We start from the raw sequence: 23,691 nt of genomic DNA, 5'->3' as shown, positions 1-23,691 counted from the left end.
TGAAAAAAAGGCGACTTTCGAGTCGCCTTTTTTGCGTCTTCAACATTCCGTTTGTATCAGTATCGATACTTTTTTCACCGCAGAGCCTCAAGAATCGGGATTTTCCTGTCGATACTTCTCTATTCGCTGACCTCGGACGGTTGCTGCTGGCGTGATCGGCTTGTGCCCGGGAGGCAGGTTTCCCGATTCAACAACAACGCAAGGAAGACGCAAATGTCAGTAGTGAATGGAACGAGTGATGCGGATGGCCTGTGGGGCACCGATGGCAATGACGAACTCTATGGACTGGAGTCGGATGATCTGCTGTTCGCCACTGCGGGATCAGACGTGCTGGACGGCGGTGAAGGTTTTGATACGGCGAACTATTTCGCCATGGGGTCGGGAATCAGCGTCGAGTTTGGCGTCGACGCGACAACGGTCACCGGGCCTGATGGCAAAGTCGATACGTTGCTGTCGGTGGAAAAGGTATTCGGTACTTATCACAACGACACGTTTTCCGCTTCCGTGGCAGGCGTGACGCTGGAAGGCAGTGGTGGTGACGATGTGTACATCGTCGACGCCGAAGGTGTGACCATCATCGAAGAAAGCGGCCTCGGCTACGACGAACTGCGCACCAGCCTCAACACCATCAAGATGGATCCGTTCCTCGAGAAGCTGACGTTCACCGGCACCGGCGATTTCAAGGCTTACGGCAATGCCAGTGACAACGAAATCATCGGTGGCGCCGACAACGACTGGCTGTGGGGTGGCGCCGGTGCCGACCACTTCGTGGGTGGCGACGGCTTCGATACCGTGAGTTACAGCGACAGTCTGGAAGGTGTGAACGTTTCTGACTGGTCCAGCGATGGGATGACCATTGCCTTGGGAGATACCTTCACCAACATCGAGGCGATCCAGGGTTCGGCCTTCGATGACACGGTGTATCTGCTCGATAACACCATGATCGTGGATGGCGGCGATGGCTACGACACTGTGAACTATCGCCAGTCCTGGGATGGCGTCAGCATCGACATCGGCCCGCGTGCCGGTGCGGCGGGTGTCACGCTGCTGAATGTCGAGCACGTCATCGGGTCATTCTTCGGCGATCATCTCACTGCCAACGTCAGTGGCGTGACGCTGCAAGGCGAGTGGGGAAATGATGTGTACACCATCAACGGTACCGGTGTGTCCATCAAAGAGGTCGAGGGTTACCAGGGTGGTACCGATCAGGTGAATACCAGCCTGTCGACGATGCGCCTGGCCTCTTTCGTTGAAAACCTGACCTATACCGGCAGTGCAGACTTCATCGGTTACGGTAACGACGAGGCCAACACCATCATCTCGGGGGCCGGCAATGACGTGCTGTACGGTGGCGCCGGTGGCGACCGCTTTGAAGGCGGGGCCGGGATAGACATCGTCAGTTACGACGACAGTCCTGAAGGCGTGAATGTTTCCCTTGAGTGGGGTTCGCCGAGTGGTATCGCGGCCTCTGACACCTTTTTCGATATCGAGGGGCTGCACGGCAGCCGCTTCAACGATGCCCTGTATGGAGACTCGGGCGACAACATCCTGGTGGGTGGTGCCGGTAACGACAATATCTATGGGGGGGAGGGTAACGACCACATTTACGGTGGGTTGGTATCCGGTCAGGATGAAAACGGCTTTAACACCGACAGTCTGTACGGCGGGGCTGGCGATGATGTCATCGTCAGTGACGCCAACGATGCGTTCAGTTATGCCAGGGGCGATGAGGGCAACGATACCATCACCATGGTTGGCGGCGATGCCTACGGCGGCGAGGGTAACGATATCCTGACGGCTACCGGGAGCAACTTCAGATTGTATGGTGATGAGGGTAATGACCGATTGATCCTCAACCTCGCCGGCCAGTCGCATTCCGGTGGCAGCGCCTTCGGTGAGCAGGGGGATGATACCTATGTGGTCAATACCAGCGGCCTGGTCACCATCAAGGATGAAGGGCTGGATCTCAACGACACCCTGATCCTCAATACCATCGCCAACGCCAGTCAGTTGAGCGTCACCCGCATTGGCAATGATGCCTACCTGCACAGCGCCAACGATAGCCGTACCGGTGTGCCGGACAACGGTGTGAAACTGGCGGACTGGTACGCTGGCTTCAACACCATCGAGCATATCCAGACCGCCGATGGTCAGGTCTACGATCTGCCGGCGACTGTCGACGGATTTGCGATGTTTGGCTGATCCGCCCGATTCACTGAAGTAGCTTGATGAGAGGGATGAGTCCGGCAACGGATTCATCCCTTTTTTCATGTCCGTATTTCCCCGCCGACACAGGGCTGGCGGAGCTGGCGCGTTTCCTGCAAGTCCCCCTCAAATCGCCATAAAACGAGCGCTCGCGGTCATTCACCTGCGCCCGGACTGGCAAAGGTTCAGCCGCAAAGGCCTGCAACAGCGAGGCCAAGCCCTGTGACGTAGAAGAGGGGAGACGATGAAGGCAGTTATTTTGGCGGGTGGCCTCGGCACGCGCATCAGTGAAGAGTCGCACCTCAAGCCCAAGCCAATGATCGAGATCGGCGGCAAGCCAATTCTCTGGCACATCATGAAGCAGTATTCCGCCCACGGAATCCACGACTTCGTGATCTGCCTCGGCTATAAGGGCTACGCGATCAAGGACTTCTTCGCCAACTACTTCCTGCACACCTCCGACGTCACGTTCGACATGCGCAACAACCGCATGGACGTGCACCAGAACTACAGCGAGCCGTGGAGCGTCACCCTGATCGACACCGGCGAGGAAACCATGACCGGCGGCCGTCTGCTGCGTGCCGGCCGTTACCTCAAGGATGAAGAGGCGTTCTGCTTCACCTACGGCGACGGCGTCTCCGACATCAACATTGCGCAGCTGGTCGACTACCACAAGGGCCACGGCCGTCTGGCGACCGTCACCGCCGTGCAGCCGCCGGGCCGCTACGGCGCCCTCGAGCGCCATGGCGATCAGGTCCTCGGCTTCACCGAAAAACCGCGCGGCGACGGCGGCTGGATCAATGGCGGCTTTTTCGTGCTGTCGCCAAAAGTGCTGTCTTACATCGCTGGTGACGAGACCACCTGGGAAGCCGAGCCTCTGGCGAAGCTGGCCGAGGCCGAACAGTTGAAAGCCTTCGAACATGAAGGCTTCTGGCATCCGATGGACACCCTGCGCGACAAGAACCACCTCGAAGCGCTGTGGCAGAGCGGGGAGGCCCCATGGAAGCAATGGGCCTGAGTCCTGAGTTCTGGCGCGGCAAGCGGGTTCTGGTCACCGGCCACACCGGTTTCAAGGGCAGCTGGCTGACCCTGTGGCTGCAAAGCCTCGGCGCGCAAGTCAGCGGTTTTTCCCTCGACCCGTCGACCGAGCCGAGCCTGTTTGAACTGGCGCGCGTGAGCGAAGGCATCAACGATCAGCGCGGCGACCTGCGTGATCTGGGCGCCTTGCTCGAGATCATCGCCGACACCGAGCCGGAGATCGTCCTGCATCTGGCGGCCCAGCCGCTGGTGCGTGAGGGTTATCGTGATCCGCTCGGCACTTATTCGAGCAACGTCATGGGCACCCTCAACCTGCTCGAAGCGATTCGCCAGGTCGGTTGCGTGCGGGCCTGCGTGCTGGTGACCACCGACAAGGTCTACGCTAACAAGGAATGGCTGTGGCCGTACCGCGAGGACGAAGCCCTCGGTGGCCACGATCCTTACAGCAGCAGCAAGGCCTGCTGCGAGTTGCTGGCGCAGTCTTACGCGGCATCGTTCTTCCCGGCCGACAAGTACGCCGAGCACGGTCTGGCCCTGGCCACCGCGCGCGCCGGCAACGTGTTGGGCGGCGGTGATTTCGCCCCTGAACGGCTGATACCCGATGTACTGAAAGCCTGGTCGGCCGACGAGCCGGTGACCCTGCGTTACCCGCAAGCCGTGCGCCCGTGGCAGCACGCGCTGGAGCCGCTGGCCGGCTACCTGCAATTGGCCGCCGGCCTCTATGAAGACGGCCCGGAATATGCTGGCGCGTGGAACTTCGGCCCGGGTGAGGCGGACATGTGCAGCGTCGGCGAAGTGGTCGAACTGCTCGCCAACCGCTGGCCTCAGGCCCGTGGCCTGCGCCTCGAAAAGAGTGACCTGCACGAAGCCGGTCTGCTGCGCCTGGACAGCAGCCGCGCCCGTCAGGTGCTGGGCTGGCAACCGCGCTGGACGTTGCAGCAATGCCTGACCCAGACCCTCGACTGGCATCTGGCGTGGCAGAACGGCGACGACATGCGCACCGTGACCCTCGGCCAACTGAATCTTTACCGGGGCGCGCTGTGAGCGAGTTTTCCTTGAAACCGTTGCCGCTGGCCGGGTTGTTCAGCGTCCAGCACAAACGCTTCGAAGATCAGCGCGGGCACTTCGCGCGGTTGTTCTGCGAGGGCAGTTTGAAGGCGTTCGGCAGTGAATTTCACATCCGCCAGATCAACCATTCCTGCACACGCGAGAAGGGCAGCGTGCGCGGTCTGCATTACCAGAACGCCAATGCGCCGGAAGCCAAGCTGATCACCTGCCTGCGCGGTGAAGTGTGGGACGTGGCGGTGGACCTGCGCCCGGACTCGGAAACCTTCCTGCACTGGCACGCCGAGCACCTGAAGGCCGGTGACGGACGCAGCCTGCTGATTCCGGCCGGTTTCGCTCACGGTTTCCAGACCCTCACCGAAGACGCCGAACTGCTTTACCTGCACAGCGCCGATTACGCGCCGGAGCACGAGGGCGGCCTGTCGGTGAACGATCCACGGCTGGCGATTGCCTGGCCGTTGCCTGTCAATAATTTGTCAGCGCGTGATTCCAGCCATCCCGCGCTCGATCAACACTTTGCTGGAGTGCGTCTATGAACTGCCGTGGGTGCGCTGCACCGCTGAGCCTGCCGCTGATCGACCTCGGCACCTCGCCACCGTCCAACGCCTACGTGCATGCCGATCGGCTGGAGCAGGCCGAACAATGGGTGCCGCTGAAGGTCGCCGTGTGCCAGCAATGCTGGCTGGTGCAGACCGAGGATTACACCTCTGCCGACAGCCTGTTCGATGCCGAGTACGCCTACTTCAGTTCGTTCTCTAGCACCTGGCTGGCCCATGCCGAGCGTTATGTCGCCGAGATGGTCGAGCGCTTCGGCCTGACCGCCGACAGTCGCGTGGTGGAAGTCGCGGCCAACGACGGCTACCTGCTGCAATACGTGGCTGGTCGCGGCATCCAGTGCCTGGGCGTGGAGCCGACCCGCAGCACCGCGCAGGCGGCACGGGAAAAAGGCCTGGAGATTCGTGAACTGTTCTTCGGTCGCGACACCGCCGCACAGCTGAAAAGCGAAGGCTGGGCCGCCGACCTGATGGCCGCCAACAACGTGCTCGCTCACGTGCCGGACATCAATGATTTCCTCGGCGGTTTCGCCACGCTGCTCAAGCCGACCGGCGTCGCCACCTTCGAATTCCCGCAACTGCTGACGCTGATGGCCGGCGCGCAGTTCGACACGCTCTATCACGAACACTATTCCTACCTGTCCCTGAGTGCCGTGCAGACGCTGTGTGAACGCAACGGTCTGGAAGTGTTCGACGTCAGCCAGTTGACCACCCATGGCGGATCGCTGCGGGTGTTCGTCCAGCGCAAGGACGGCGAACGCCGCGCCGTGCAGCCAGCGGTGCAACAGCAGTTGCAGGCCGAACTCGACGCCGGGGTGAAAACCACCGGGTACTACGCGACGCTGGCGCCGGCTGCCGAACGTATCAAGCATGATCTGCTGCGTTTTCTGTTGCAGGCCAAGGCCGACGGCAAGCGTGTGGTCGGTTACGGCGCTGCTGCCAAGGGCAACACCTTGCTCAACTACGCCGGGGTCAAACCGGATCTGCTGGCCTGGGTCGCCGATGCCAACCCGCACAAGCAGGGCAAGTTTCTGCCGGGTAGCCGCATCCCGATTGTCGCGCCGGCGCAGATCGATATCGAGAAGCCGGATTACGTGCTGGTGCTGCCGTGGAACCTGCTGCACGAAGTCAGTCAGCAACTGGCCCAGGTGCGTCAGTGGGACGGTCGCTTCGTGATCGCCGTGCCTGAGTTGAGCGTGCTGTGAAGGTTCTGGTCACCGGAGCCACGGGCTTCGTCGGTCGTCATCTGGTCGCAGCGTTGCTGGCCCGTGGCTGCACGGTGCGGGCGGTTGCGCGCGACGCGCAGAAAACCGCGGACATGCCGTGGATCAATGACGTCGAGTTCGTGAGCGCGGATATTCACGCGACGGATCTGGATGTCGCGGCGCTGACCGAGGGCGTCGATGCACTCGTGCACCTGGCCTGGCCGGGGTTGCCGAACTATCGGGCGCTGTTTCATTTCGAGCACAACCTGATGGCCGACTATCGCTTCATCAAAGGCGCGGTAGAGGCGGGCGCGAAGCAGGTGCTGGTGACCGGCACCTGCTTCGAATACGGCATGCAGAGCGGCCCGTTGAGCGAACAGAACGACGCGCAGCCGGCCAATCCTTACGGTCTGGCCAAACACACGCTGCACCTGTTTTTGCAACGTCTGCAGCAGGAGCATCCGTTCACCCTGCAATGGGCACGGCTGTTCTACCTGCACGGCGCCGGACAGAACCCCAACAGTCTGTTGGCGGCGCTGGACCGGGCAATCGATGCCGGCGATGCGACGTTCAACATGTCGGCCGGTGAACAGCTGCGCGATTTTCTGGCAATTGAAACCGCTGCCGCTCATCTCGCCGCGATCCTGCACCAACGCGATTTCGACGGCACGATCAACTGCGCCAGCGGCCAGCCGGTTTCGGTGCGGGCGCTGGTCGAGCAACGCGTGAGTGAACGCGGCGCAACCATCGGCCTGAACCTCGGCCATTACCCGTATCCGACCCACGAACCGCTGGCGTTCTGGGCGGTGACCGAGCGCTTGCAACAGTTATTGGGAGAGCCGCAATGAGGCACGAGTTGTATCGGGTCACCGACCTGCCGGTGCTGCAGAACCGCACCTTTGCCGATCCCGAATCGGCGAAGGCATCGGCCCGCGCCGACATGTTGCTGGTGCAGGATGAGCGCAGCGGTCTGATCTTCAATGCGGCGTTCGACGCCGACAAGCTCATCTACGACGCCGACTACCAGAACGAGCAGGCGCATTCCGGCCAGTTCCAGAAGCACCTGAGCGATGTCGAAGGCATCATTGCCCGGCACTTCAAGGGTCAGGAACTGATCGAAGTCGGCTGCGGCAAAGGCTATTTCCTGGAGCTACTCAAGGGCCTGGGTTATCGCATCACCGGCATCGATCCGGCCTACGAGGGCGAGAACGCCGACGTGATCAAGGCCCCGTTCACCCGAGGCCTGGGCCTGGAGGCGGACGCCATCGTGCTGCGTCATGTGCTGGAGCACATTCAAGATCCGCTGGGTTTTCTGGCGGTGATCGCCGAAGCCAATCAGGGTGGCGGGCAGATCTACATCGAAGTGCCGTGCTTCGACTGGATCCTCGAACACCGCGCCTGGTTCGATCTGTTCTACGAGCACGTCAATTACTTCCGTCTCGATGACCTGCGCCGGATGTTCGGCACCGTGCACGAGGCCGGTCACCTGTTCGGTGGCCAATACCTGTACATCGTCGCTGACCTTGCCACGTTGCGCCTGACCCCGGAACAACCGGTGCCACGCCTGGCGTTGCCGGACGATTTCACCGCCAGCCTCGAGCGCGCGGTGCAGATCATCCAGGGTGCACCCGAGCAGGGTTCGGCGATCTGGGGCGCCTCGTCCAAAGGCGTGATCTATTCGCTGTTCCTGCAACGCGCCGGCGTGGCGGTGGATCGCGTGGTGGATATCAACCCGGCCAAGCAGGGGCGTTACCTGCCCCTGAGCGGCGCCCGGGTGTCCTCGCCGCAAGAGGCGATGGACGCCTTGCCCGAGGGCGCCAACCTGTTTGTGATGAATTCCAATTACCTCGAAGAGATCAAGCGGATGACCGGTGGACGTTACGTCTATCACGCCGTCGACAGCGCTTCGTTTCAGTGACCCTTGAGATTTTGAAAATGACCGACAACAGCATCAACAAAGCTTTCGAAGCCGAATGCCGCGAGCAGATCGCCCAACAGGGTGACGACCAGAAACTCACCGGCCTGGCCCGTGATTTCTTCAACGAATCGGCCAAGCATAAGTACAGCTACCACTTCTCGTGGATGGGCCGTCCGATCATCCAGCTGCCGCAAGACATGATGGCCATGCAGGAAATCATCTGGCAGGTGAAGCCGGATCTGGTCATCGAGTGCGGCATCGCCCACGGTGGTTCGATCATCTACTACGCCTCCCTGCTGGAACTGCAAGGTCACGGTGAAGTGCTGGGCATCGATCTGGACATTCGTCCGCACAACCGCGAAGCCATCGAAAGCCACCCGATGAGCAAACGCATCAAGATGATCGAAGGTTCGAGCATCGACCCGGCCATCGCTGCCCAGGTGCGCGCGGCGGCTGAAGGCAAGAAAGTCATTCTGGTGCTCGATTCCAACCACACCCACGACCACGTGCTCGAAGAGCTGCGCCTCTACGCGCCACTGGTTTCGGTCGACAGCTACTGCGTGGTGATGGACACCGTGGTTGAAGACATGCCGGCCGATTTCTTCCCGGATCGTCCATGGGGCCCGGGCGACAACCCGAAGACCGCCGTGTGGAAATACCTGGAAGAGAACAAGGATTTCGAGATCGATGTTCAGTTGCAGAACAAGCTGCTGATCACCGTGGCGCCGGACGGTTATCTGCGTCGCGTTCGTTAATTCGCAACATCACCAAAGCGTTGTCTCGGCGAGTCGCCGGTTGTGGAGAGAAGTTATGCAAGGCAAGTACAGTTCTGAACTGACGCTACCGCTCAACGAGCTGTTGACCGTAGTGCTGATTACGCACAATCGTCCGGCGTTCCTGCGTCGGGCGGTGAAGTATTACAGCAGCCTGCCCTGCAGAATCATGGTGCTGGACTCCACGGCCGAGCGGCCGGAAGGCGACTTCTCCGCAGTCGATTACCACCACGTGCCGCAGTTCGCCTACTGGGGCATGCAGGCCAAGCTGGCCTATGGCGTTGAGCAACTGACCACGCCGTACATGGTGCTGGCAGCCGACGACGACTTCATCCTGCACGATTCGCTGGCCGAGTCGGTGGGCTTCCTGCATGCGAATCCGGATTACGGCATGTGCCACGGTTACTGCATGATGTACCTGACGCTGGGCGGTGGTGTGAGCTACTACCGCCGCGACAAGAAAGTGCAGGAAGACTATGCGTCCGAACGGGCGCAGGACCGCGTCGTCGACTACATGAGTCAGTACATCCCGCCGTTCTACGCGGTCACCCGTACCGACCTGATGAAAACCTGGCACTCGGCATTGCCGCCGGGCACCAGTTTCCAGTGGCAGGAAATCGGCCATGTGTATTTCCTGCTGGCGAGTGCCAAGGCGCGAATCCTGCCGATCCCGTATGTGGTACGCGAGATCAACTATGGCAACTCCGAGCACAGCACAGAGGTCTACCACTCGCTGACCTATATCGATGCGAAATCCGTGGCCGAACGCGAAGCCTTTGCCGTGTTCCTGGCGGGTCTGCCGACCGGCATCAAGGACTTGAATGCAGAGCAGGGCAAGGCGTTTGCCCTGCAAAGTTTCGAGGCGATGGTCGACAGTCTGCAAAGCGGCCGCGCCCTGACGGCGGAGCTGATTATCCAGTCGACCTGGAACCAGGAACTCAAGCGGCCGGACCGCCGCTTCGGTCCCCTGCAGTACGTCGAAATGCCGTTCTACAACCAGGCATTCTTCGATCGTCTGGAGCAGTTCGAATTCATGCTGCACGCGATGCCGGCCGGGCGCATTCAACTGGAAAAACTCGAGGGTGTGTGGACGCGTCAAGCGCATCTGATCCAGCCGCGCAACAACGATACCCCGGCCAGCGTGCTCGACCGTCTGTGGCAGGCCCATGACCTCAATGCGTTCAACCGCACCGTTGCCAAGCGCCTGGCCGAGCAACTGGAGCTGTCTGGCGAAGGCGAGGAAGCGCTGAAGATGCGTGACTGGATCGCACGTCTGGAAACGCTGACCGTCGCCGATCACCATCAGGTGTTCGACCAGATGCAGTCCGGTCGTCTGCTCAAGTGGCTGGAGTCGCGTCAAGCCGATGCGGGGCAGATCGAGTCGATTGCCGAACATCTGGCCGTGAACGGTGGTGGCCCGCAGTTCGGCATCTTCCTGCTGGATATGGATGACGATATCGACAAGTTGCAGGTCAGCCTCGACAGCCTGCTCGAAGGTCAATGCAAGGCGTTTCGCATTGTCGTGTTCACCACCGGTGAAGCACCGGCGGCGACCACTGCGCAGAACACCCTGCACTTTGTCCGCGTGACGCCCGACAATCTGGTCGACAAGCTCAACCAGAGTGCTCGTCAGTCGCCTTGCGACTGGTTGCTTTTGGCTGAGGCGGGCGATGAGTTCACTGCCGGCGGCCTGTTGCGCGCCAGCCTGGAGTTGATGAACGCCGGCGGTATCAGCGCCGTTTCCACGGACGAGATTCAGCGCCGGGAAAGCGGTGCGCTGATGGATGTGTTCCGTCCGGGCTTCAATCTCGACCTGTTGTTGAGCCTGCCGGGCCTGATGGCACGGCACTGGCTGATCCGGCGTGAAGTGTTGCTGGAAGTTGACGGCTACCGCGCCGATTTCAGCAAGGCGCTGGAGTTCGATCTGCTGCTGCGCATCATTGAACAGGGTGGCCTGAACAGCCTGGCGCACCTCGATGAGCCGCTGCTGATCACTCAGGCGCCGGAGCTGGAAGAGAATCCGCATGAGCGTCTGGCATTGCTGCGTCATCTGGGCAATCGCGGTTACAAGGCCAAGGTCACGTCGGCGGTGCCGGGGCTCTACCAGGTCGATTATCACCATAGCGATCGCCCTCTGGTTTCGATCGTTATCCCGGCCGGGGACGATCTGTCTGCTCTGCAACGCTGCCTGGAAGGCGTACTGTTGCGCACCCGCTATCACAAGTACGAAATCCTGATTGCAACCACGGCTTCGCAATCGGCCGAGGTCAATGACTGGCTCGGGACTTATCAGCATCCGAAAGTCAGCGTGCTGCGCGCCGATCAATCGCTCAGCACGGCCGCGCTGTGCAACGCGGCCAGCCAGCAGGCTCAAGGCGAGTTTCTGGTGCTGTTGGCGGCGGACGCGGAAGTGGTCAATCCGAACTGGCTCGACTCACTGCTCAACCATGCGCTGCGTCCGGAAATCGGAGTGGTCGGTCCCAAACTGGTCAACCGCGACGGCAAGGTCAGCCAGGCCGGCCTGATCCTGGGCATGAACGGTGGTGTCGGCTCGGCATTCGTCGGCGAGAAACACGACGCCGAAGGCTATCTGTACCGGTTGTCCGTGGACCAGAACTACTCGGCGGTTTCCAGCGTTTGCCTGATGGTGCGCAAAGAATTGTTCGAGGCTCTGGGCGGTCTGGACGACAGCACGTTCGCTGCCGGCTTCAGCGATGTCGACCTGTGCCTGAAGGCCGGTCAGGCCGGCTACCTGACTGTCTGGACGCCATCGGTGCAAGTCATCCATCAGGGCGATATCGCCCAGGCTGATCAGGCACTGGCTGCATTGCAGGAAAAATGGGCGGCGGCGTTCGCTCAGGATCAGGCGTACAACGCCAACCTGAGCCTGACTGGCAAAGGCTTTGTGCTGAACGACAGCGCTTCGCTGAACTGGGCGCAATTGATCGCCTAGGTCTGGCGCACAAGGAACGGAACTCAAGACATGTTCAACGGTAAGTCGATTTTCATCTCCGGCGGCACCGGCTCGTTCGGGCGCAAGTTCATCGCGCGCCTGCTCGAGCAATACCAGCCCAAGCGCGTGGTGGTGTTCTCCCGGGATGAGCTCAAGCAATACGAAATGCAGCAGACGTTCAACGCGCCGTGCATGCGTTACTTCCTCGGTGACGTGCGCGACGCCGATCGTCTGCGCCAGGCCATGCGCGGCATCGATTACGTGGTGCATGCCGCGGCGTTGAAGCAGGTGCCGGCGGCGGAATACAACCCGACCGAATGCATCCGCACCAACGTCAACGGCGCGGAAAACATCATCGCCGCCGCCATCGACAACGGCGTGAAGAAAGTTGTCGCGCTGTCCACCGACAAGGCCGCGAGCCCGATCAACCTGTACGGCGCCACCAAGTTGCTGTCGGACAAGTTGTTCGTCGCGGCCAACAACATCGCCGGTGAACAGCAGACGCGTTTCGCCGTGGTGCGCTACGGCAACGTGGCTGGTTCGCGCGGGTCAGTGGTGCCGTTCTTCAGCAAGCTCATCGCCGACGGCGCGACAGAGCTGCCGATCACCGATGAGCGCATGACCCGGTTCTGGATCACCCTCGATCACGGCGTGCAATTCGTGCTCGACAGCTTTGCGCGGATGCACGGCGGTGAAGTGTTCGTGCCGAAGATCCCGTCGATTCGCGTGGTCGATCTCGCGCGTGGCATGGCCGAGCATCTGCCGCACAAGAACGTCGGCATCCGTCCGGGCGAGAAACTGCACGAGCTGATGGTGCCGCTGGACGATGCGCGGATGACCCTGGAGTTCGCCGATCACTACACCATCCAGCCGTCGATTCGCTTCACCAGCGTCGATGTGGATTTTGCCGAGGACAAACTCGGTGAGCGTGGCGTACCGGTTGGCGAAGACTTCGAGTACCGCTCCGACACCAACCCGCACTTCCTCTCGGTAGGACAGATCGCCGACCTGCACGCGAAGCTGTCGGTATGATCCCCTACGGTCGGCAAAGCCTCGACCAGGCGGACATCGACGCGGTCGTCGAGGTGTTGCAGTCCGACTGGTTGACCCAGGGCCCGACTATCGAGCGCTTCGAGCAGGCGATGGCCGAGCGTTGTCAGGCCGACTTCGCCGTGGCGGTGTGCAACGCCACGGCGGCGCTGCACATTGCCTGTCTCGCGGCGGGGCTCGGCGCGGGCGACCGCTTGTGGACCACGCCGAACACCTTTCTCGCGTCGGCCAATTGCGGCCGTTACTGCGGCGCCGACGTTGATTTCGTGGACATCGATCCGCTGACCTGGAACCTCGATGCTGAAGTTCTGGCGAGCAAACTCGATGCTGCCGAACGGGACGGCACGCTGCCCAAAGTGCTGGTGGCGGTGGCGTTCTCCGGGCAGAGCTGCGACATGCGGCGAATTGCCGAACTGGCCGAGCGCTACAACTTCACGGTGATCGAAGACGCCTCTCACGCGGTCGGTGCGTCCTATGCGGGACGCCCTGTGGGTTGCGGTGAATTTGCCGCGATGACCGTGTTCAGTTTTCATCCGGTGAAGATCATCACCAGCGGCGAAGGCGGCATGGTGCTGACCAATCGCCCGGAGCTGGCCGAGCGGCTGCAACGCCTGCGCAGCCACGGCATGACCCGCGATCCGCAGCAGATGACCGAGCCCAGCCACGGCCCGTGGTACTACCAGCAGGTCGAGCTGGGGTTCAATTACCGGATTACCGATCTGCAAGCCGCGCTGGGCCTGTCGCAGTTGGGCAAACTGGACGAGTTCATCGCCCGTCGCCGGGAGCTGGCCGCGCGTTACGACCGTCTGCTGGCGTACTTGCCAGTCACCGTGCCGAGCCTCCAGCCGGAGGCTGAATCGGCCTGGCATCTTTACGTGGTGCGTTTGCAGACCGAGCGCATCAGCCTCAGTCACCGTCAGGTGTTCGAAGGCTTGCGCGCCGACGGCATCGGCGTGAACCTGCACTACATTCCGCTGCATTTGCAGCCGTACTATCGTGATCTGGGTTTTGCCGAGGGAGACTTTCCCGAAGCCGAGCGTTATTACGCCGAAGCGATCAGCCTGCCGCTGTTCCCGTTGCTGAGCGATCAGCAGCAGGACTACGTGGTCGAGCAATTGCGTCGGTTGACTGAATGATTGCCGCCGTGGCGGTGGATGGAAAACGGTAATGCGTGATCTGAGCGAGCAGGAACAATTCTGGCAGGGCGAATTCGGTAACCAGTACGTTGACCGCAACGTCGGCCAGCCACTGGTGGCGGCCAATCTGGCGTTGTTCGCCAAGGCGCTGACCCGGGCCGGGCGGATCGACAGCCTGCTGGAACTGGGCACCAACGCCGGCAACAACTTGCAGGCGCTGCGTCAGCTGCTGCCGCGTTGCGAGCTGTTCGGGGTCGAAATCAATGCCAGTGCCTGTGCCCAGGCGCGTGCGCTGGAAATTGCGAATATCTGGCACGGTTCGCTGTTCGATTTTCCCCGTGAACGCCAATACGACCTGACCCTGAGCAAAGGCGTGCTGATCCATCTGGCGCCGGAGCTGTTGGCGACGGCGTATGCGCAGTTGTATGCGCTGAGTTCGCGCTACATCCTGATCGCCGAGTACTACAATCCCTCGCCGGTGGAGGTGTCCTATCGCGGCAACAGCGGCAAGCTGTTCAAGCGCGACTTCGCCGGGGAAATGCTTGATCGGTACCCTGATCTGCAACTGCTGGACTACGGCTTCGGTTATCACCGCGATCCGCAATTTCCGGTGGACGACATCACCTGGTTCCTGCTGGAAAAACGGCCTTGAACAACGTCGCAATCATCCCGGCCCGCGGGGGCAGCAAACGCATCCCGCGCAAGAACCTCAAGCCGTTCGACGGTGTGCCGATGATTGTCCGTTCGATTCGCACGGCCCTCGACTCTGGGTTGTTCGAGCAAGTGGTGGTCAGCACCGACGACGCAGAGATCGCCGACGTGGTGCGGGCCAACGGTGCTCACGTGCCGTTCATGCGTCCGGCGGAACTGGCCGATGATTTCACCGGCACTGCGGCAGTGATCGTGCATGCCTTGCAGCAACTGCCGGCCTTCGAATACGCCTGCTGTGTGTATGCCACGGCGCCGCTGTTGCAGGCGCGGTTTCTGCGTCAGGGCCTGGAGTTGCTGGCGCAGCATCCGGACAAGTCCTTTGCTTTTTCAGTCACTGATTTCGGCTTTCCGGTGCAGCGCGCCCTGACCCTGGACGGGCAGGGCGCACTGACGGCGTTGTACCCCGAGTTTCGCAATACCCGTTCGCAGGATCTGCCGGCTGCCTTTCAGGATGCCGGCCAGTTCTATTGGGGCCGCAGCGAGGCGTGGCTGGCTGGCGAAGTGCTGTATTCGCCGGCCAGTCTGCCGGTGATCCTGCCCCGGCATCTGGTGCAGGACATCGATACCGTCGAAGACTGGAAGCGTGCCGAATACCTTTACGCCGCCCTCAAGGCTGGCGGAGAGTTGCAATGAGAGTGCTGATCCGCGCCGACGCCTCGCCGACCATTGGCAGCGGCCACATCGCCCGGTGCCTGACGCTGGCGCGAGTGCTGCGCACCCAAGGCAGTCATGTCGCGTTTGCCTGCCGTCGTTTGCCGGGGCATCGGCTTGATGCGTTGCGGAGCGAAGGCTTCGAGACCTTCGCGTTGCCGGAGCGCTACGCCGGTGAAGACCCGGAGCAGGCCATCGAATCGATGCTGCCGTGGCAGGCGGATATCGATGCACTGGCGGCGCAGCTGGAAGGGCAGCCCGGGTTTGACTGGGTCATCGCCGACCATTACGGCCTCGACCATCACTGGCAGACCGCGGCCCGTCGCTTCGCACCACGGATCGCCGCCGTCGACGATCTGGCGACCCGGCGCTACAGCGTGGATCTGCTGCTCAATCAGAACCTCTCGGGGCTCAGCGAAAACTATCAGCCGCTGCTGCCGACCGGTTGTCGAACGCTGCTCGGTCCACGCTTCGCCATGCTGCGCGAAGAATTCAGTGGCCCAGCCATCGAGATCAAACCGGTGGCGCGCCGGGTGCTGGTGAATTTCGGCGGCTTCGATGCGGCGCGCCAGACCCATCACGCGATGCTGGCGCTGACGGATTTTTCGGCGCTTGAAGTGGATTTCGTCGCCGGTGCCGACAACCCGGCCTGGGCAGAGATGCAGGCGTTGGCCGAAACGCGGCCGCACTGGCGGCTGCACAGTTTTGTCAGCGATTTTCATCGGCGCATGACCGAGGCCGACCTGTTTATCGGTGCCGGCGGCGGCACCAGTTGGGAACGCGCGGCCCTGGGCCTGCCGACGATTTGCATTGCGGTGTCGAACAACCAGCAGGCCAACGGCGAGGTGATGGCGGCGGCCGGCGCGCATGTGTTCATGGGCGCGCGGGAGCAGGTCGGCGTCGAGCAACTGCGCGATGCGATTGGCTTTGTCGTGGGCAATTTTTATCTGCGCCAGAGCCTGTCCGAGCGTTCGCGGCATCTGGTCGACGGGCGCGGCGCGTTGCGGGTCGCAGCGGCACTGGCCGGTGCGGTGCTCAAGTTGCGTCTGGCGACGCCGGATGACGCGCAGTTGCTGTTCGAGGGGCGCAATGCAGAGGCGGTGCGCCGCTGGTCACTGGACAGCGGGGCGATTGACTGGACGCAACATGTGAACTGGCTGGGCGCGAGCCTGCGCAATCCTCAGCGGTTGCTGCTGGTGGCCGAGGCGGATGACGGCCCGGTCGGTGTCCTGCGCTACGATCTGCGCGGCTTTGAGGCAGAGGTCTCGCTGTATCTGTTCGAAGGGCGTCTGGGGCTCGGCTGGGGCAGGGCGCTGCTGGCGCAGGGGGAGACTTTTGTGGCTGCGCACTGGCCGCAGATGACCGCCATCACCGCCCAGGTATTGCCGGCCAATCAGCCCTCGATGAATGTTTTTCGTGACGCCGGGTTTACCCAGAGTGCCTGCGCGTTCAGCAAGGTTTTGAAGGAATCCCGTCAATGAGCAGTTTCAAGATCGGCAACCGCCGGATCGGTGCCGATGCGCCGCCGTTCATCATCGCTGAAATGAGCGGCAACCATAACCAGTCGCTGGACGTCGCCTTGCAGATTGTCGAAGCGGCGGCAAAGGCCGGTGCCCATGCCTTGAAGCTGCAAACCTACACCGCCGAAACCATGACCCTGGATCTGGCGGAGGGCGAGTTCTTCATCAAGGATCCGAACAGTCTGTGGGCCGGTACTTCGCTCTACGACCTGTATGAAAAGGCCCACACACCCTGGGAATGGCATGCGCCGATCTTCGCCCGGGCCAAAGAGCTGGGCATGCTCGCGTTTTCGACGCCGTTCGATGACAGCGCCGTGGACTTTCTCGAAAGCCTTGATGTGCCGGCCTACAAGATCGCCAGTTTCGAAAACACCGATCTGCCGTTGATTCGCCGTGTCGCAGCGACTGGCAAACCGCTGATCATTTCCACCGGCATGGCCAGCATCGCCGAACTCGACGAAACCGTGCGCGCCGCCCGTGAGGCCGGCTGCAAGGATCTGGTGCTGCTCAAGTGCACCAGCACCTACCCGGCGACGCCGATCAACAGCAATGTGCGCACCATCCCGCATCTGCGTGAGTTGTTTGGCTGCGAGGTCGGGCTGTCCGATCATTCGATGGGCGTTGGTGTGTCGGTGGCAGCGGTGGCGCTGGGCGCGACGGTAGTGGAAAAACACTTTACCCTCGACCGTGCGGCCGTTGGGGTGGACGCCAGTTTCTCGCTGGAACCGGCGGAACTGGCCAGTCTGGTGGTCGAGACCGAGCGTGCCTGGCAGGCCATGGGCCAGGTGCATTACGGCGTAACCGAGGCCGAGAAAAAGTCGCTGGTCTACCGCCGGTCGCTGTACGTCACGGCCGATATGGCGGCCGGTGAACCCTTCACGGCGGCCAATGTGCGCGCGATTCGTCCCGGTCTCGGTCTGCCGCCCAAGCACACCGATGCCGTCCTCGGGCGCCGTGCGCGCCAGCCGATCAAACGCGGTACGCCGCTGGGCTGGTCATTGGTCGAATGACCCGATCTGTCACCGATTCGGCAAAATAGCGTGACCTGCGAGTCATAACGCGCATCTTCACTGTATTGTAATGACCGGGGAGATGGCGCCTGGCCCGTTTTCGGTTCCAGTGATAGCCCTTTGCGCTCCCCGAGGCTGCCCGTTGTGGCGGCCGTTTTCTGTTTGTCGGCGCCCCTCGAATCCTTGCGAGCGGTGGTATTGGGCTGTTTATTATTGGGAAGCCGTAATGATTGGCATAAAAAGCATTGCGAGCTACGTTCCTGTAGCCGGCGTGGACAATTACGCACAAGGTGCAAAATTCGAGAAGGATGAAGAATTCATCCTCGGCAAGATCGGTTCGGCCTTCCTCCCACGCAAAGACGCGGAACAGGAAACCTCCGATCTGTGCGTTGAAGCGGCCAATGCGCTGTTTGCCAACAACCCTGAATTGAAACGTGAATCCATCGATGCGCTGATCGTCGTCACCCAGAACGGTGACGAAGAAGGCCTGCCGCACACCGCGGCCATCGTCCAGGACAAACTCGGCCTGCCGACCAATGTCGCGGCGTTCGATATTTCCTTGGGCTGCTCCGGTTACGTCTACGGCATCTACGCGATCAAAGGCTTCATGGAAGCTGCCGGTCTGAAGAACGGCCTGCTGATCACCGCTGACCCGTATTCGAAGATCGTTGATCCGGAAGATCGCAACACCACCATGTTGTTCGGCGACGCCGCCACCGCCACCTGGATGGGCGAAGACCCGGTCTGGGCGCTGGGCAAGGCCAAGTTCGGTACTGACGGTTCCGGCGCACCGCACCTGAAAGTCACCGATGGCGTGTTTTTCATGAACGGCCGCCAAGTGTTCAACTTCGCGCTGCTCAAGGTGCCGGCGCACTTGCACGAACTGCTCGACGATTCCGGTCTGAAAGCCGATGACATCGATGCCTTCTGCATTCACCAGGGCAGTGCGGCGATTGTCGATGCCGTGGCGCGACGCTTCGAAGGCGAGCCGGAGAAGTTCATCAAGGACATGGTCGAGACCGGCAACACCGTGTCGTCAAGTGTGCCGCTGCTGCTGGAAAAACACGTGATGGATTCCGACTGGAACCGCATCGCGATCAGTGGTTTCGGTGTCGGTCTGTCGTGGGGTTCGGCGATTATTTATCGTCCTTGAATCCGCTAAGAACGACGGATACAAAAATAGCGTTCAAGGGTTAACCTTGAACGCTATTTTTTTGCCTGAAGGGAGCGCGAGGCGCCATGAGTGAGTTTTTCCAGGCCAATGCCGACGTCATCGCGCGACGCTGGCCGGCACTGTTCGCCCGACTGATGAATGAAGACACTACGGTGATCGGGGCCGAGCTGACGAAGGGGCTCGCATCGACGCTGAGCATCGGCGGGATTCAGCTCACCAGTCGCCATGACCGCCTTCACGAAGCCCGGATCCAGGCGGCCAGTCTGCCGGCCGACAAGCCGCAGTTGCACGTGTATGGCACCGGCCTCGGTGATCTGCCAACCGTGTTGCTGGAGCGCACCGGGCTCGAACGTCTCTATGTGCACATTCTCAATGGCGCGCTGTTTGTCCTGGTCCTGCAACTGCTCGATCAGCGGCAATGGCTGGAAGATCCGCGAATTGAGCTCCTGTATGCCGGTGATCTGCCGGATATCTGCACGCCGTTCTTTGCGTTGCCTGCCGAGATGCTGCTGGCCGATGACTTCAACGCAAAAATTCGTGATCGGCTCGTCAGTGAGGTGCATCTGAGCTTCAACAACCGTGAATTCGATCCGCAGTCGCCTTTCATCCGGCAACGTCTCCATGACTGCCTGCCCGTGTTGCTCGCTGACGATGATGTGGCGACGCTGTTCGGCACTTGTGCCGGTCGGGAGATCTATGTGATCGGCACCGGGCCGACGCTGGAACAGCATTTCGAACGTCTGGCCGCGATCCGCGAGCGGGCCGGGCGTCCGTTGTTCATTTGTGTCGATACCGCCTACCGGCCGCTGCGCGAGCACGGCATCGTGCCCGACTATGTGGTGAGCATCGATCAGCGCATCAGCTTCCGGCATTTGCCCTTCGAAGAGTCCGACGGTATCCCGCTGGTGTATCTGCCCATGAGTGACCCTGAGGTGCTGAGGGCTTGGAAGGGCAAGCGTTATGGCGGTTACTCGGCCAGTCCGGTCTATGCGGCATTGCGTGAGCAGCACCCCAGGGCGCTGCTGCATGTGGGCGGCAGCGTGATTCACCCGGCCGTGGACCTGGCGGTGAAGATGGGCGCTGCGCGCATTACGCTGTTCGGCGCCGATTTTGCTTTCCCGATGAACAAGACCCATGCCGGCTGGAGTGATGGTGACCTGGGGCCGTCGGTGAATCAGGCGCGGCACTGGGTGCGTGACGGGTATGGCGAGCGCGTCAGTACTCAGCTCAATTTTCGCGGTTATTTGTGTGTGCTGGAGCGATACATCGCCAGTCAGCCGCAGGTGGCGTTTTTCAACAGCAGCCGCGCGGGGGCGCAGATTGCCGGAACAGCGTTCAACCAGGAGTTCGTGCAATGACTGCACTGCAAAGCTGGGTAGACGAATGCCATCAGTGCGCCGGGTTGTTCCGCCTGGGACGTGATGTCGAGGCGGCGTTGACCATGGTCGATGTGTTCGAGGGCGCGCAGCAGTCATTGCTGTCGGCCGGTGCACAGAAGCAACTGGCCTGGGCGCAGTTGCTCACACAAATGCTCGAGTGTCAGGAGCGTCAGGACTGGCTGGGCCTTGCCGATTTCATGGAGTACGAGTTGATTCAATTGCTGGAAGATCCGTCCGCCTGACGAGGGGCGAAGGCGCTGGCCCGCAGCTTTGCGCCACGGACGGTTTTATGACGTCATTTTTTCGAAGGTAAAGTGCTGCTAAGTCTTTGTTTTCTAGGGGGTGGCAGGGTGATGGCAAAATTTTTAAAAAAAGCCCTCAAGCAACCTGCAAACCCGACGATAACTATTACGAAGGTTCTCTAGGCCATACCCGGCGGTTGCCAGGGCCGGAAGCCGCAGTACCCAACCAACGAGGAATTCGTCATGGCTTTAACAGTAAACACCAACACCACGTCGTTGAACGTTCAGAAAAACCTGAACCGCGCTTCCGACGCTCTGTCGACTTCGATGCAGCGCCTGTCTTCCGGCCTGAAAATCAACAGCGCTAAAGACGACGCCGCTGGCCTGCAGATCTCCAACCGTATGTCTTCCCAGATCCGCGGTAACACCCAGGCAATCCAGAACGCCAACGACGGTATCTCCGTTGCCCAGACCGCTGAAGGCGCTCTGCAAGCTTCGACCGACATTCTGCAGCGTATGCGTGAACTGGCTGTTAAAGCACGTAACGGTACCAACGGCACTGCTGACCAGACCGCTACCAACGCTGAATTCGCTCAGATGTCCGACGAGATCACCCGTATCTCGGCTGCTACCAACCTGAACGGCAAAAACCTGCTGGACGGTTCGGCTGGTACTGTGACCCTGCAAGTGGGCGCAAACACCGGTTCGGCTAACCACATCGACCTGGTACTGAGCTCCAAGTTCGACGCCGTCAGCCTGTCCGTAGGTAGCGGTACTGTAGTTCTGACCGGTACTACCGGTACTGGCGCTGGTTCTGCTTCGCAGAACATCGACAACGCGATCACTGCAATCGACGCCGCTATCGCTGCAATCGGTGCAACTCGTGCCAGCCTGGGTGCTTCGCAAAACCGTCTGACCAGCACCATCCAGAACTTGCAGAACATCACCGAGAACACCACTGCTGCACAAGGTCGCGTACAAGATACCGACTTCGCCGCAGAGACTGCTAACCTGACCAAGCAGCAAACCCTGCAACAGGCTTCGACCTCTGTTCTGGCTCAAGCCAACCAACTGCCTTCCGCTGTACTGAAGCTGCTTCAGTAATTTCGGAATGAGTTTTAGCGGGGGAGTGCGCTTGCGTGCTCTCTCGCTTTTTACGTTATGAGGTGATGAGCATGGACATGAGCGTCAAGCTTAACGTGTCTTATCCGGCTCCCAAGCCAGTCAATACCGTTGCCGACAAGCCGTCGGAAACCAAGCCTCAGGCCGTTGATGCTGTTCCTGCCTCGAAAAAGAGTCAGGAGTCAGATGAGACCAAGCTGAAGCTGGCGGTGCAGGAGATCGAGAAGTTCGTTCAGTCGATCAAGCGCAATCTGGAGTTCTCGATCGACGAGCATTCCGGCAAGGTCATCGTCAAGGTGATCGCAAGCGAGACGGGCGAGGTCGTACGACAGATCCCTTCCGCAGAAGCCCTCAAGCTGGCAGACAGCCTCGCCAATGCAAGTCACGTGTTGTTCGACGCCAAAGTCTGATAGCTGGCATGAATAGTGTTTGAAGTTCTTTAGGCGCAGGTATTGGTCAAAAGACTGGCAACAACCCAAGGGAGATGCACATGGCAAGTCCAATTTTACCGGGTTCTGGCCTGGGTTCCGGCCTGGACATCGGTGCGATCGTTACTGCGCTGGTCAACGCCGACAAGTCGCCGAAGCAGACGCAGATCGACAATGCGACGAAAACCAACACGCTGAAGATTTCCGGTGTAGGTACGCTGAAGAGTGCGCTGACGGCATTCCAGACCGCGATGACCAATCTGGGCAGCAAGACCAACCCAGCGTTTGCCGGTTACACGGCGACCTCCAGTACTCCGACTGTTCTGGGCGCTACTTCGGATAACACCGCGGTCTCGGGTACTTACAGTGTTGTTGTGAATAATCTGGCCACCGGCTCGAAAGTAGCCAGTGCATCCTTTGCCGGCGGTGCTGCCAGTGCCATTCCGAGTGGTACCCTGAAAATCAGTCAGAATGGCACTGATTACAATGTCACGATCCCGGCCAATGCGACCCTGCAGAGCACTCGTGATGCCATTAACACGGCTCAGGGTGTCAATGGTATCTCTGCCAACATCGTGACGGACAGCACCGGTGCCTCGCGCCTGGTGATCAGTTCGAGCAAGACTGGCGCAGGCTCTGACTTGAGCGTGAGCGGCATTGCCGGTCTGGAAATCGATGGCACCAAAACAATGGGTGCCACTCCGGCGGCGGGTGATTCCGGAGCGGTCAACGGGCTCGCCAAAGATGCATCGCTGACCATCGATGGGCTGACAGTGACCAGCAAGAGCAACACGGTGACCGGCGCCATCAGTGGTTTGTCGTTGAACCTGCTGACTGTCCCGAATCCGCAAGGCACGCCTGTTGTGGTGAGCGTCGACACGAACACCAAAGGTCTGCAGACGTCTGTCCAGGCTTTCGTCGATGCCTACAACACGTTGAAGACCACCATCGACACCCTGTCCAAGGCGACGCCGGATGAAGATGGCAAGCTGACTGTTCAGGCGGCTTTTACCGGTGACTCCCTGCCGCGTTCGCTGATTGCCGATATCCGTAGCCAGTTGACCATGCCGAGCGGGACCAGCACCGGTCCGATGGCCTACCTGTCGCAATTGGGCGTGATGACCGACAAGCTCACCGGTAACCTGACATTCGACACCGTTGCATTCAACAAGACCATGTCCACGCCGGGCATGACCGGTCAGGTTCAGCAGATGTTTACGGGTACCAACGACACCAACGGTCTGTTGGCGCGCATGAGCAAGGCTGTGGACCCGTATCTGAAGCCGCCTGCCGGTAGTCTCCCTACCGCTACAGGTTTGCTTGATCAGCGCATGGCCATCCTGAACAACAACACCAAGAGCCTGACCAGTCAGCAACTGGCGCTCGATCTGCGTGTTGCCAACCTGACCAAGACGTTGACTGCAAAATACAACGCCATGGACTTGCTGGTAGGTCAGATGAAGTCTACGGCGAGCAACATCACGTCGTTCTTCGCCTCGCTCAACGCTCAGCAATCCGCGAAGTAGCATGCAAGAGCGACAAAAACCCGGCTACGCT

The 23,691-nt window shown here is 60.7% G+C and carries 21 protein-coding genes; all 21 read left to right on the top strand.

The window, feature by feature from the left end:
- The first annotated feature begins 213 nt into the window (after positions 1 to 213).
- The 21 genes from L6D82_RS12675 (at position 214) to fliD (ending at position 23,660) form a co-directional block, all read left to right on the top strand.
- Positions 214 to 2,202 (top strand): calcium-binding protein, encoded by a 1,989-nt coding sequence (locus L6D82_RS12675; protein WP_236189283.1) that lies wholly within the window; start codon positions 214 to 216, stop codon positions 2,200 to 2,202.
- A 247-nt stretch (positions 2,203 to 2,449) separates the two neighbouring features.
- Entirely contained in the window at positions 2,450 to 3,223 is a 774-nt protein-coding gene (gene rfbF, locus L6D82_RS12670) for a glucose-1-phosphate cytidylyltransferase (protein ID WP_236189281.1), read from the top strand.
- Entirely contained in the window at positions 3,205 to 4,287 is a 1,083-nt protein-coding gene (gene rfbG, locus L6D82_RS12665) for a CDP-glucose 4,6-dehydratase (RefSeq protein ID WP_236189280.1), read from the top strand. The genes rfbF and rfbG overlap by 19 nt, the downstream gene beginning before the upstream one ends.
- Positions 4,284 to 4,844, top strand: a complete 561-nt coding sequence (rfbC, locus tag L6D82_RS12660; RefSeq protein ID WP_007958330.1) for a dTDP-4-dehydrorhamnose 3,5-epimerase — start codon at positions 4,284 to 4,286, stop codon at positions 4,842 to 4,844. Before rfbG ends, rfbC begins: the two co-directional genes overlap by 4 nt.
- Positions 4,841 to 6,067 (top strand): class I SAM-dependent methyltransferase, encoded by a 1,227-nt coding sequence (locus tag L6D82_RS12655; protein WP_236189278.1) that lies wholly within the window; start codon positions 4,841 to 4,843, stop codon positions 6,065 to 6,067. The genes rfbC and L6D82_RS12655 overlap by 4 nt, the downstream gene beginning before the upstream one ends.
- On the top strand, positions 6,064 to 6,915 hold the full coding sequence (locus L6D82_RS12650; protein ID WP_085747126.1) for an NAD-dependent epimerase/dehydratase family protein: 852 nt from the start codon (positions 6,064 to 6,066) through the stop codon (positions 6,913 to 6,915). Before L6D82_RS12655 ends, L6D82_RS12650 begins: the two co-directional genes overlap by 4 nt.
- Positions 6,912 to 7,985 (top strand): class I SAM-dependent methyltransferase, encoded by a 1,074-nt coding sequence (locus tag L6D82_RS12645; protein ID WP_236189276.1) that lies wholly within the window; start codon positions 6,912 to 6,914, stop codon positions 7,983 to 7,985. Before L6D82_RS12650 ends, L6D82_RS12645 begins: the two co-directional genes overlap by 4 nt.
- A 17-nt stretch (positions 7,986 to 8,002) precedes the next feature.
- Positions 8,003 to 8,740 (top strand): cephalosporin hydroxylase family protein, encoded by a 738-nt coding sequence (locus L6D82_RS12640; protein ID WP_007958324.1) that lies wholly within the window; start codon positions 8,003 to 8,005, stop codon positions 8,738 to 8,740.
- Between the two features lie 55 nt (positions 8,741 to 8,795).
- Positions 8,796 to 11,711, top strand: a complete 2,916-nt coding sequence (locus tag L6D82_RS12635) for a TIGR00180 family glycosyltransferase (protein ID WP_236189274.1) — start codon at positions 8,796 to 8,798, stop codon at positions 11,709 to 11,711.
- A gap of 30 nt (positions 11,712 to 11,741) precedes the next feature.
- Positions 11,742 to 12,743, top strand: coding sequence for a UDP-N-acetylglucosamine 4,6-dehydratase (inverting) (gene pseB, locus L6D82_RS12630; protein WP_064594325.1), 1,002 nt, complete (start codon positions 11,742 to 11,744; stop codon positions 12,741 to 12,743).
- Positions 12,740 to 13,897, top strand: coding sequence for a UDP-4-amino-4,6-dideoxy-N-acetyl-beta-L-altrosamine transaminase (pseC, locus tag L6D82_RS12625; protein ID WP_236189272.1), 1,158 nt, complete (start codon positions 12,740 to 12,742; stop codon positions 13,895 to 13,897). Before pseB ends, pseC begins: the two co-directional genes overlap by 4 nt.
- Positions 13,898 to 13,928: 31 nt before the next feature.
- Positions 13,929 to 14,549: a pseudaminic acid biosynthesis-associated methylase gene (locus tag L6D82_RS12620; RefSeq protein ID WP_011333034.1), complete on the top strand. Its 621-nt coding sequence runs from the start codon at positions 13,929 to 13,931 to the stop codon at positions 14,547 to 14,549.
- Complete coding sequence (pseF, locus tag L6D82_RS12615; RefSeq protein ID WP_236189263.1) at positions 14,546 to 15,241, top strand: pseudaminic acid cytidylyltransferase; 696 nt, start codon at positions 14,546 to 14,548, stop codon at positions 15,239 to 15,241. The genes L6D82_RS12620 and pseF overlap by 4 nt, the downstream gene beginning before the upstream one ends.
- Positions 15,238 to 16,740 carry a UDP-2,4-diacetamido-2,4,6-trideoxy-beta-L-altropyranose hydrolase gene (gene pseG, locus L6D82_RS12610; protein ID WP_236189257.1) on the top strand — a complete coding sequence of 501 codons (1,503 nt, stop codon included), beginning with the start codon at positions 15,238 to 15,240 and terminating at the stop codon, positions 16,738 to 16,740. The genes pseF and pseG overlap by 4 nt, the downstream gene beginning before the upstream one ends.
- On the top strand, positions 16,737 to 17,789 hold the full coding sequence (pseI, locus tag L6D82_RS12605; RefSeq protein ID WP_236189246.1) for a pseudaminic acid synthase: 1,053 nt from the start codon (positions 16,737 to 16,739) through the stop codon (positions 17,787 to 17,789). Before pseG ends, pseI begins: the two co-directional genes overlap by 4 nt.
- Positions 17,790 to 18,015: 226 nt before the next feature.
- A complete protein-coding gene (locus tag L6D82_RS12600) occupies positions 18,016 to 18,942 on the top strand; it encodes a ketoacyl-ACP synthase III (RefSeq protein ID WP_085611535.1) in 927 nt (308 codons plus the stop codon).
- A gap of 86 nt (positions 18,943 to 19,028) precedes the next feature.
- Positions 19,029 to 20,321: a motility associated factor glycosyltransferase family protein gene (locus L6D82_RS12595; RefSeq protein ID WP_236189236.1), complete on the top strand. Its 1,293-nt coding sequence runs from the start codon at positions 19,029 to 19,031 to the stop codon at positions 20,319 to 20,321.
- Complete coding sequence (locus L6D82_RS12590) at positions 20,318 to 20,584, top strand: hypothetical protein (RefSeq protein WP_236189234.1); 267 nt, start codon at positions 20,318 to 20,320, stop codon at positions 20,582 to 20,584. Before L6D82_RS12595 ends, L6D82_RS12590 begins: the two co-directional genes overlap by 4 nt.
- A gap of 243 nt (positions 20,585 to 20,827) precedes the next feature.
- A complete protein-coding gene (locus tag L6D82_RS12585) occupies positions 20,828 to 21,688 on the top strand; it encodes a flagellin domain-containing protein (RefSeq protein ID WP_007958307.1) in 861 nt (286 codons plus the stop codon).
- A 71-nt stretch (positions 21,689 to 21,759) separates the two neighbouring features.
- On the top strand, positions 21,760 to 22,116 hold the full coding sequence (locus tag L6D82_RS12580) for a flagellar protein FlaG (protein WP_236189232.1): 357 nt from the start codon (positions 21,760 to 21,762) through the stop codon (positions 22,114 to 22,116).
- An 80-nt stretch (positions 22,117 to 22,196) separates the two neighbouring features.
- Complete coding sequence (fliD, locus tag L6D82_RS12575) at positions 22,197 to 23,660, top strand: flagellar filament capping protein FliD (protein ID WP_039765580.1); 1,464 nt, start codon at positions 22,197 to 22,199, stop codon at positions 23,658 to 23,660.
- Positions 23,661 to 23,691: the final 31 nt, after the last annotated feature.

The organism is Pseudomonas paraglycinae (assembly GCF_021601625.1).
Taxonomy (GTDB): domain Bacteria; phylum Pseudomonadota; class Gammaproteobacteria; order Pseudomonadales; family Pseudomonadaceae; genus Aquipseudomonas; species Aquipseudomonas paraglycinae.
The sequence above is the reverse complement of the archived record's forward strand: the minus strand, read 5'-3'. Positions and strand labels throughout refer to the sequence as shown.

Excerpts from the sequence above, each read along its gene's own strand:
- fliD (WP_039765580.1), top strand. The coding sequence starts at position 22,197 with ATGGCAAGTCCAATTTTACCGGGTTCTGGCCTGGGTTCCGGCCTGGAC.
- L6D82_RS12600 (WP_085611535.1), top strand. The coding sequence starts at position 18,016 with ATGATTGGCATAAAAAGCATTGCGAGCTACGTTCCTGTAGCCGGCGTG.
- rfbF (WP_236189281.1), top strand. The coding sequence starts at position 2,450 with ATGAAGGCAGTTATTTTGGCGGGTGGCCTCGGCACGCGCATCAGTGAA.
- pseC (WP_236189272.1), top strand. The coding sequence starts at position 12,740 with ATGATCCCCTACGGTCGGCAAAGCCTCGACCAGGCGGACATCGACGCG.
- L6D82_RS12675 (WP_236189283.1), top strand. The coding sequence starts at position 214 with ATGTCAGTAGTGAATGGAACGAGTGATGCGGATGGCCTGTGGGGCACC.
- L6D82_RS12655 (WP_236189278.1), top strand. The coding sequence starts at position 4,841 with ATGAACTGCCGTGGGTGCGCTGCACCGCTGAGCCTGCCGCTGATCGAC.
- L6D82_RS12580 (WP_236189232.1), top strand. The coding sequence starts at position 21,760 with ATGGACATGAGCGTCAAGCTTAACGTGTCTTATCCGGCTCCCAAGCCA.
- L6D82_RS12640 (WP_007958324.1), top strand. The coding sequence starts at position 8,003 with ATGACCGACAACAGCATCAACAAAGCTTTCGAAGCCGAATGCCGCGAG.
- L6D82_RS12595 (WP_236189236.1), top strand. The coding sequence starts at position 19,029 with ATGAGTGAGTTTTTCCAGGCCAATGCCGACGTCATCGCGCGACGCTGG.
- L6D82_RS12620 (WP_011333034.1), top strand. The coding sequence starts at position 13,929 with ATGCGTGATCTGAGCGAGCAGGAACAATTCTGGCAGGGCGAATTCGGT.
- pseB (WP_064594325.1), top strand. The coding sequence starts at position 11,742 with ATGTTCAACGGTAAGTCGATTTTCATCTCCGGCGGCACCGGCTCGTTC.
- L6D82_RS12645 (WP_236189276.1), top strand. The coding sequence starts at position 6,912 with ATGAGGCACGAGTTGTATCGGGTCACCGACCTGCCGGTGCTGCAGAAC.
- L6D82_RS12585 (WP_007958307.1), top strand. The coding sequence starts at position 20,828 with ATGGCTTTAACAGTAAACACCAACACCACGTCGTTGAACGTTCAGAAA.
- pseI (WP_236189246.1), top strand. The coding sequence starts at position 16,737 with ATGAGCAGTTTCAAGATCGGCAACCGCCGGATCGGTGCCGATGCGCCG.
- L6D82_RS12590 (WP_236189234.1), top strand. The coding sequence starts at position 20,318 with ATGACTGCACTGCAAAGCTGGGTAGACGAATGCCATCAGTGCGCCGGG.
- rfbG (WP_236189280.1), top strand. The coding sequence starts at position 3,205 with ATGGAAGCAATGGGCCTGAGTCCTGAGTTCTGGCGCGGCAAGCGGGTT.
- pseG (WP_236189257.1), top strand. The coding sequence starts at position 15,238 with ATGAGAGTGCTGATCCGCGCCGACGCCTCGCCGACCATTGGCAGCGGC.
- L6D82_RS12635 (WP_236189274.1), top strand. The coding sequence starts at position 8,796 with ATGCAAGGCAAGTACAGTTCTGAACTGACGCTACCGCTCAACGAGCTG.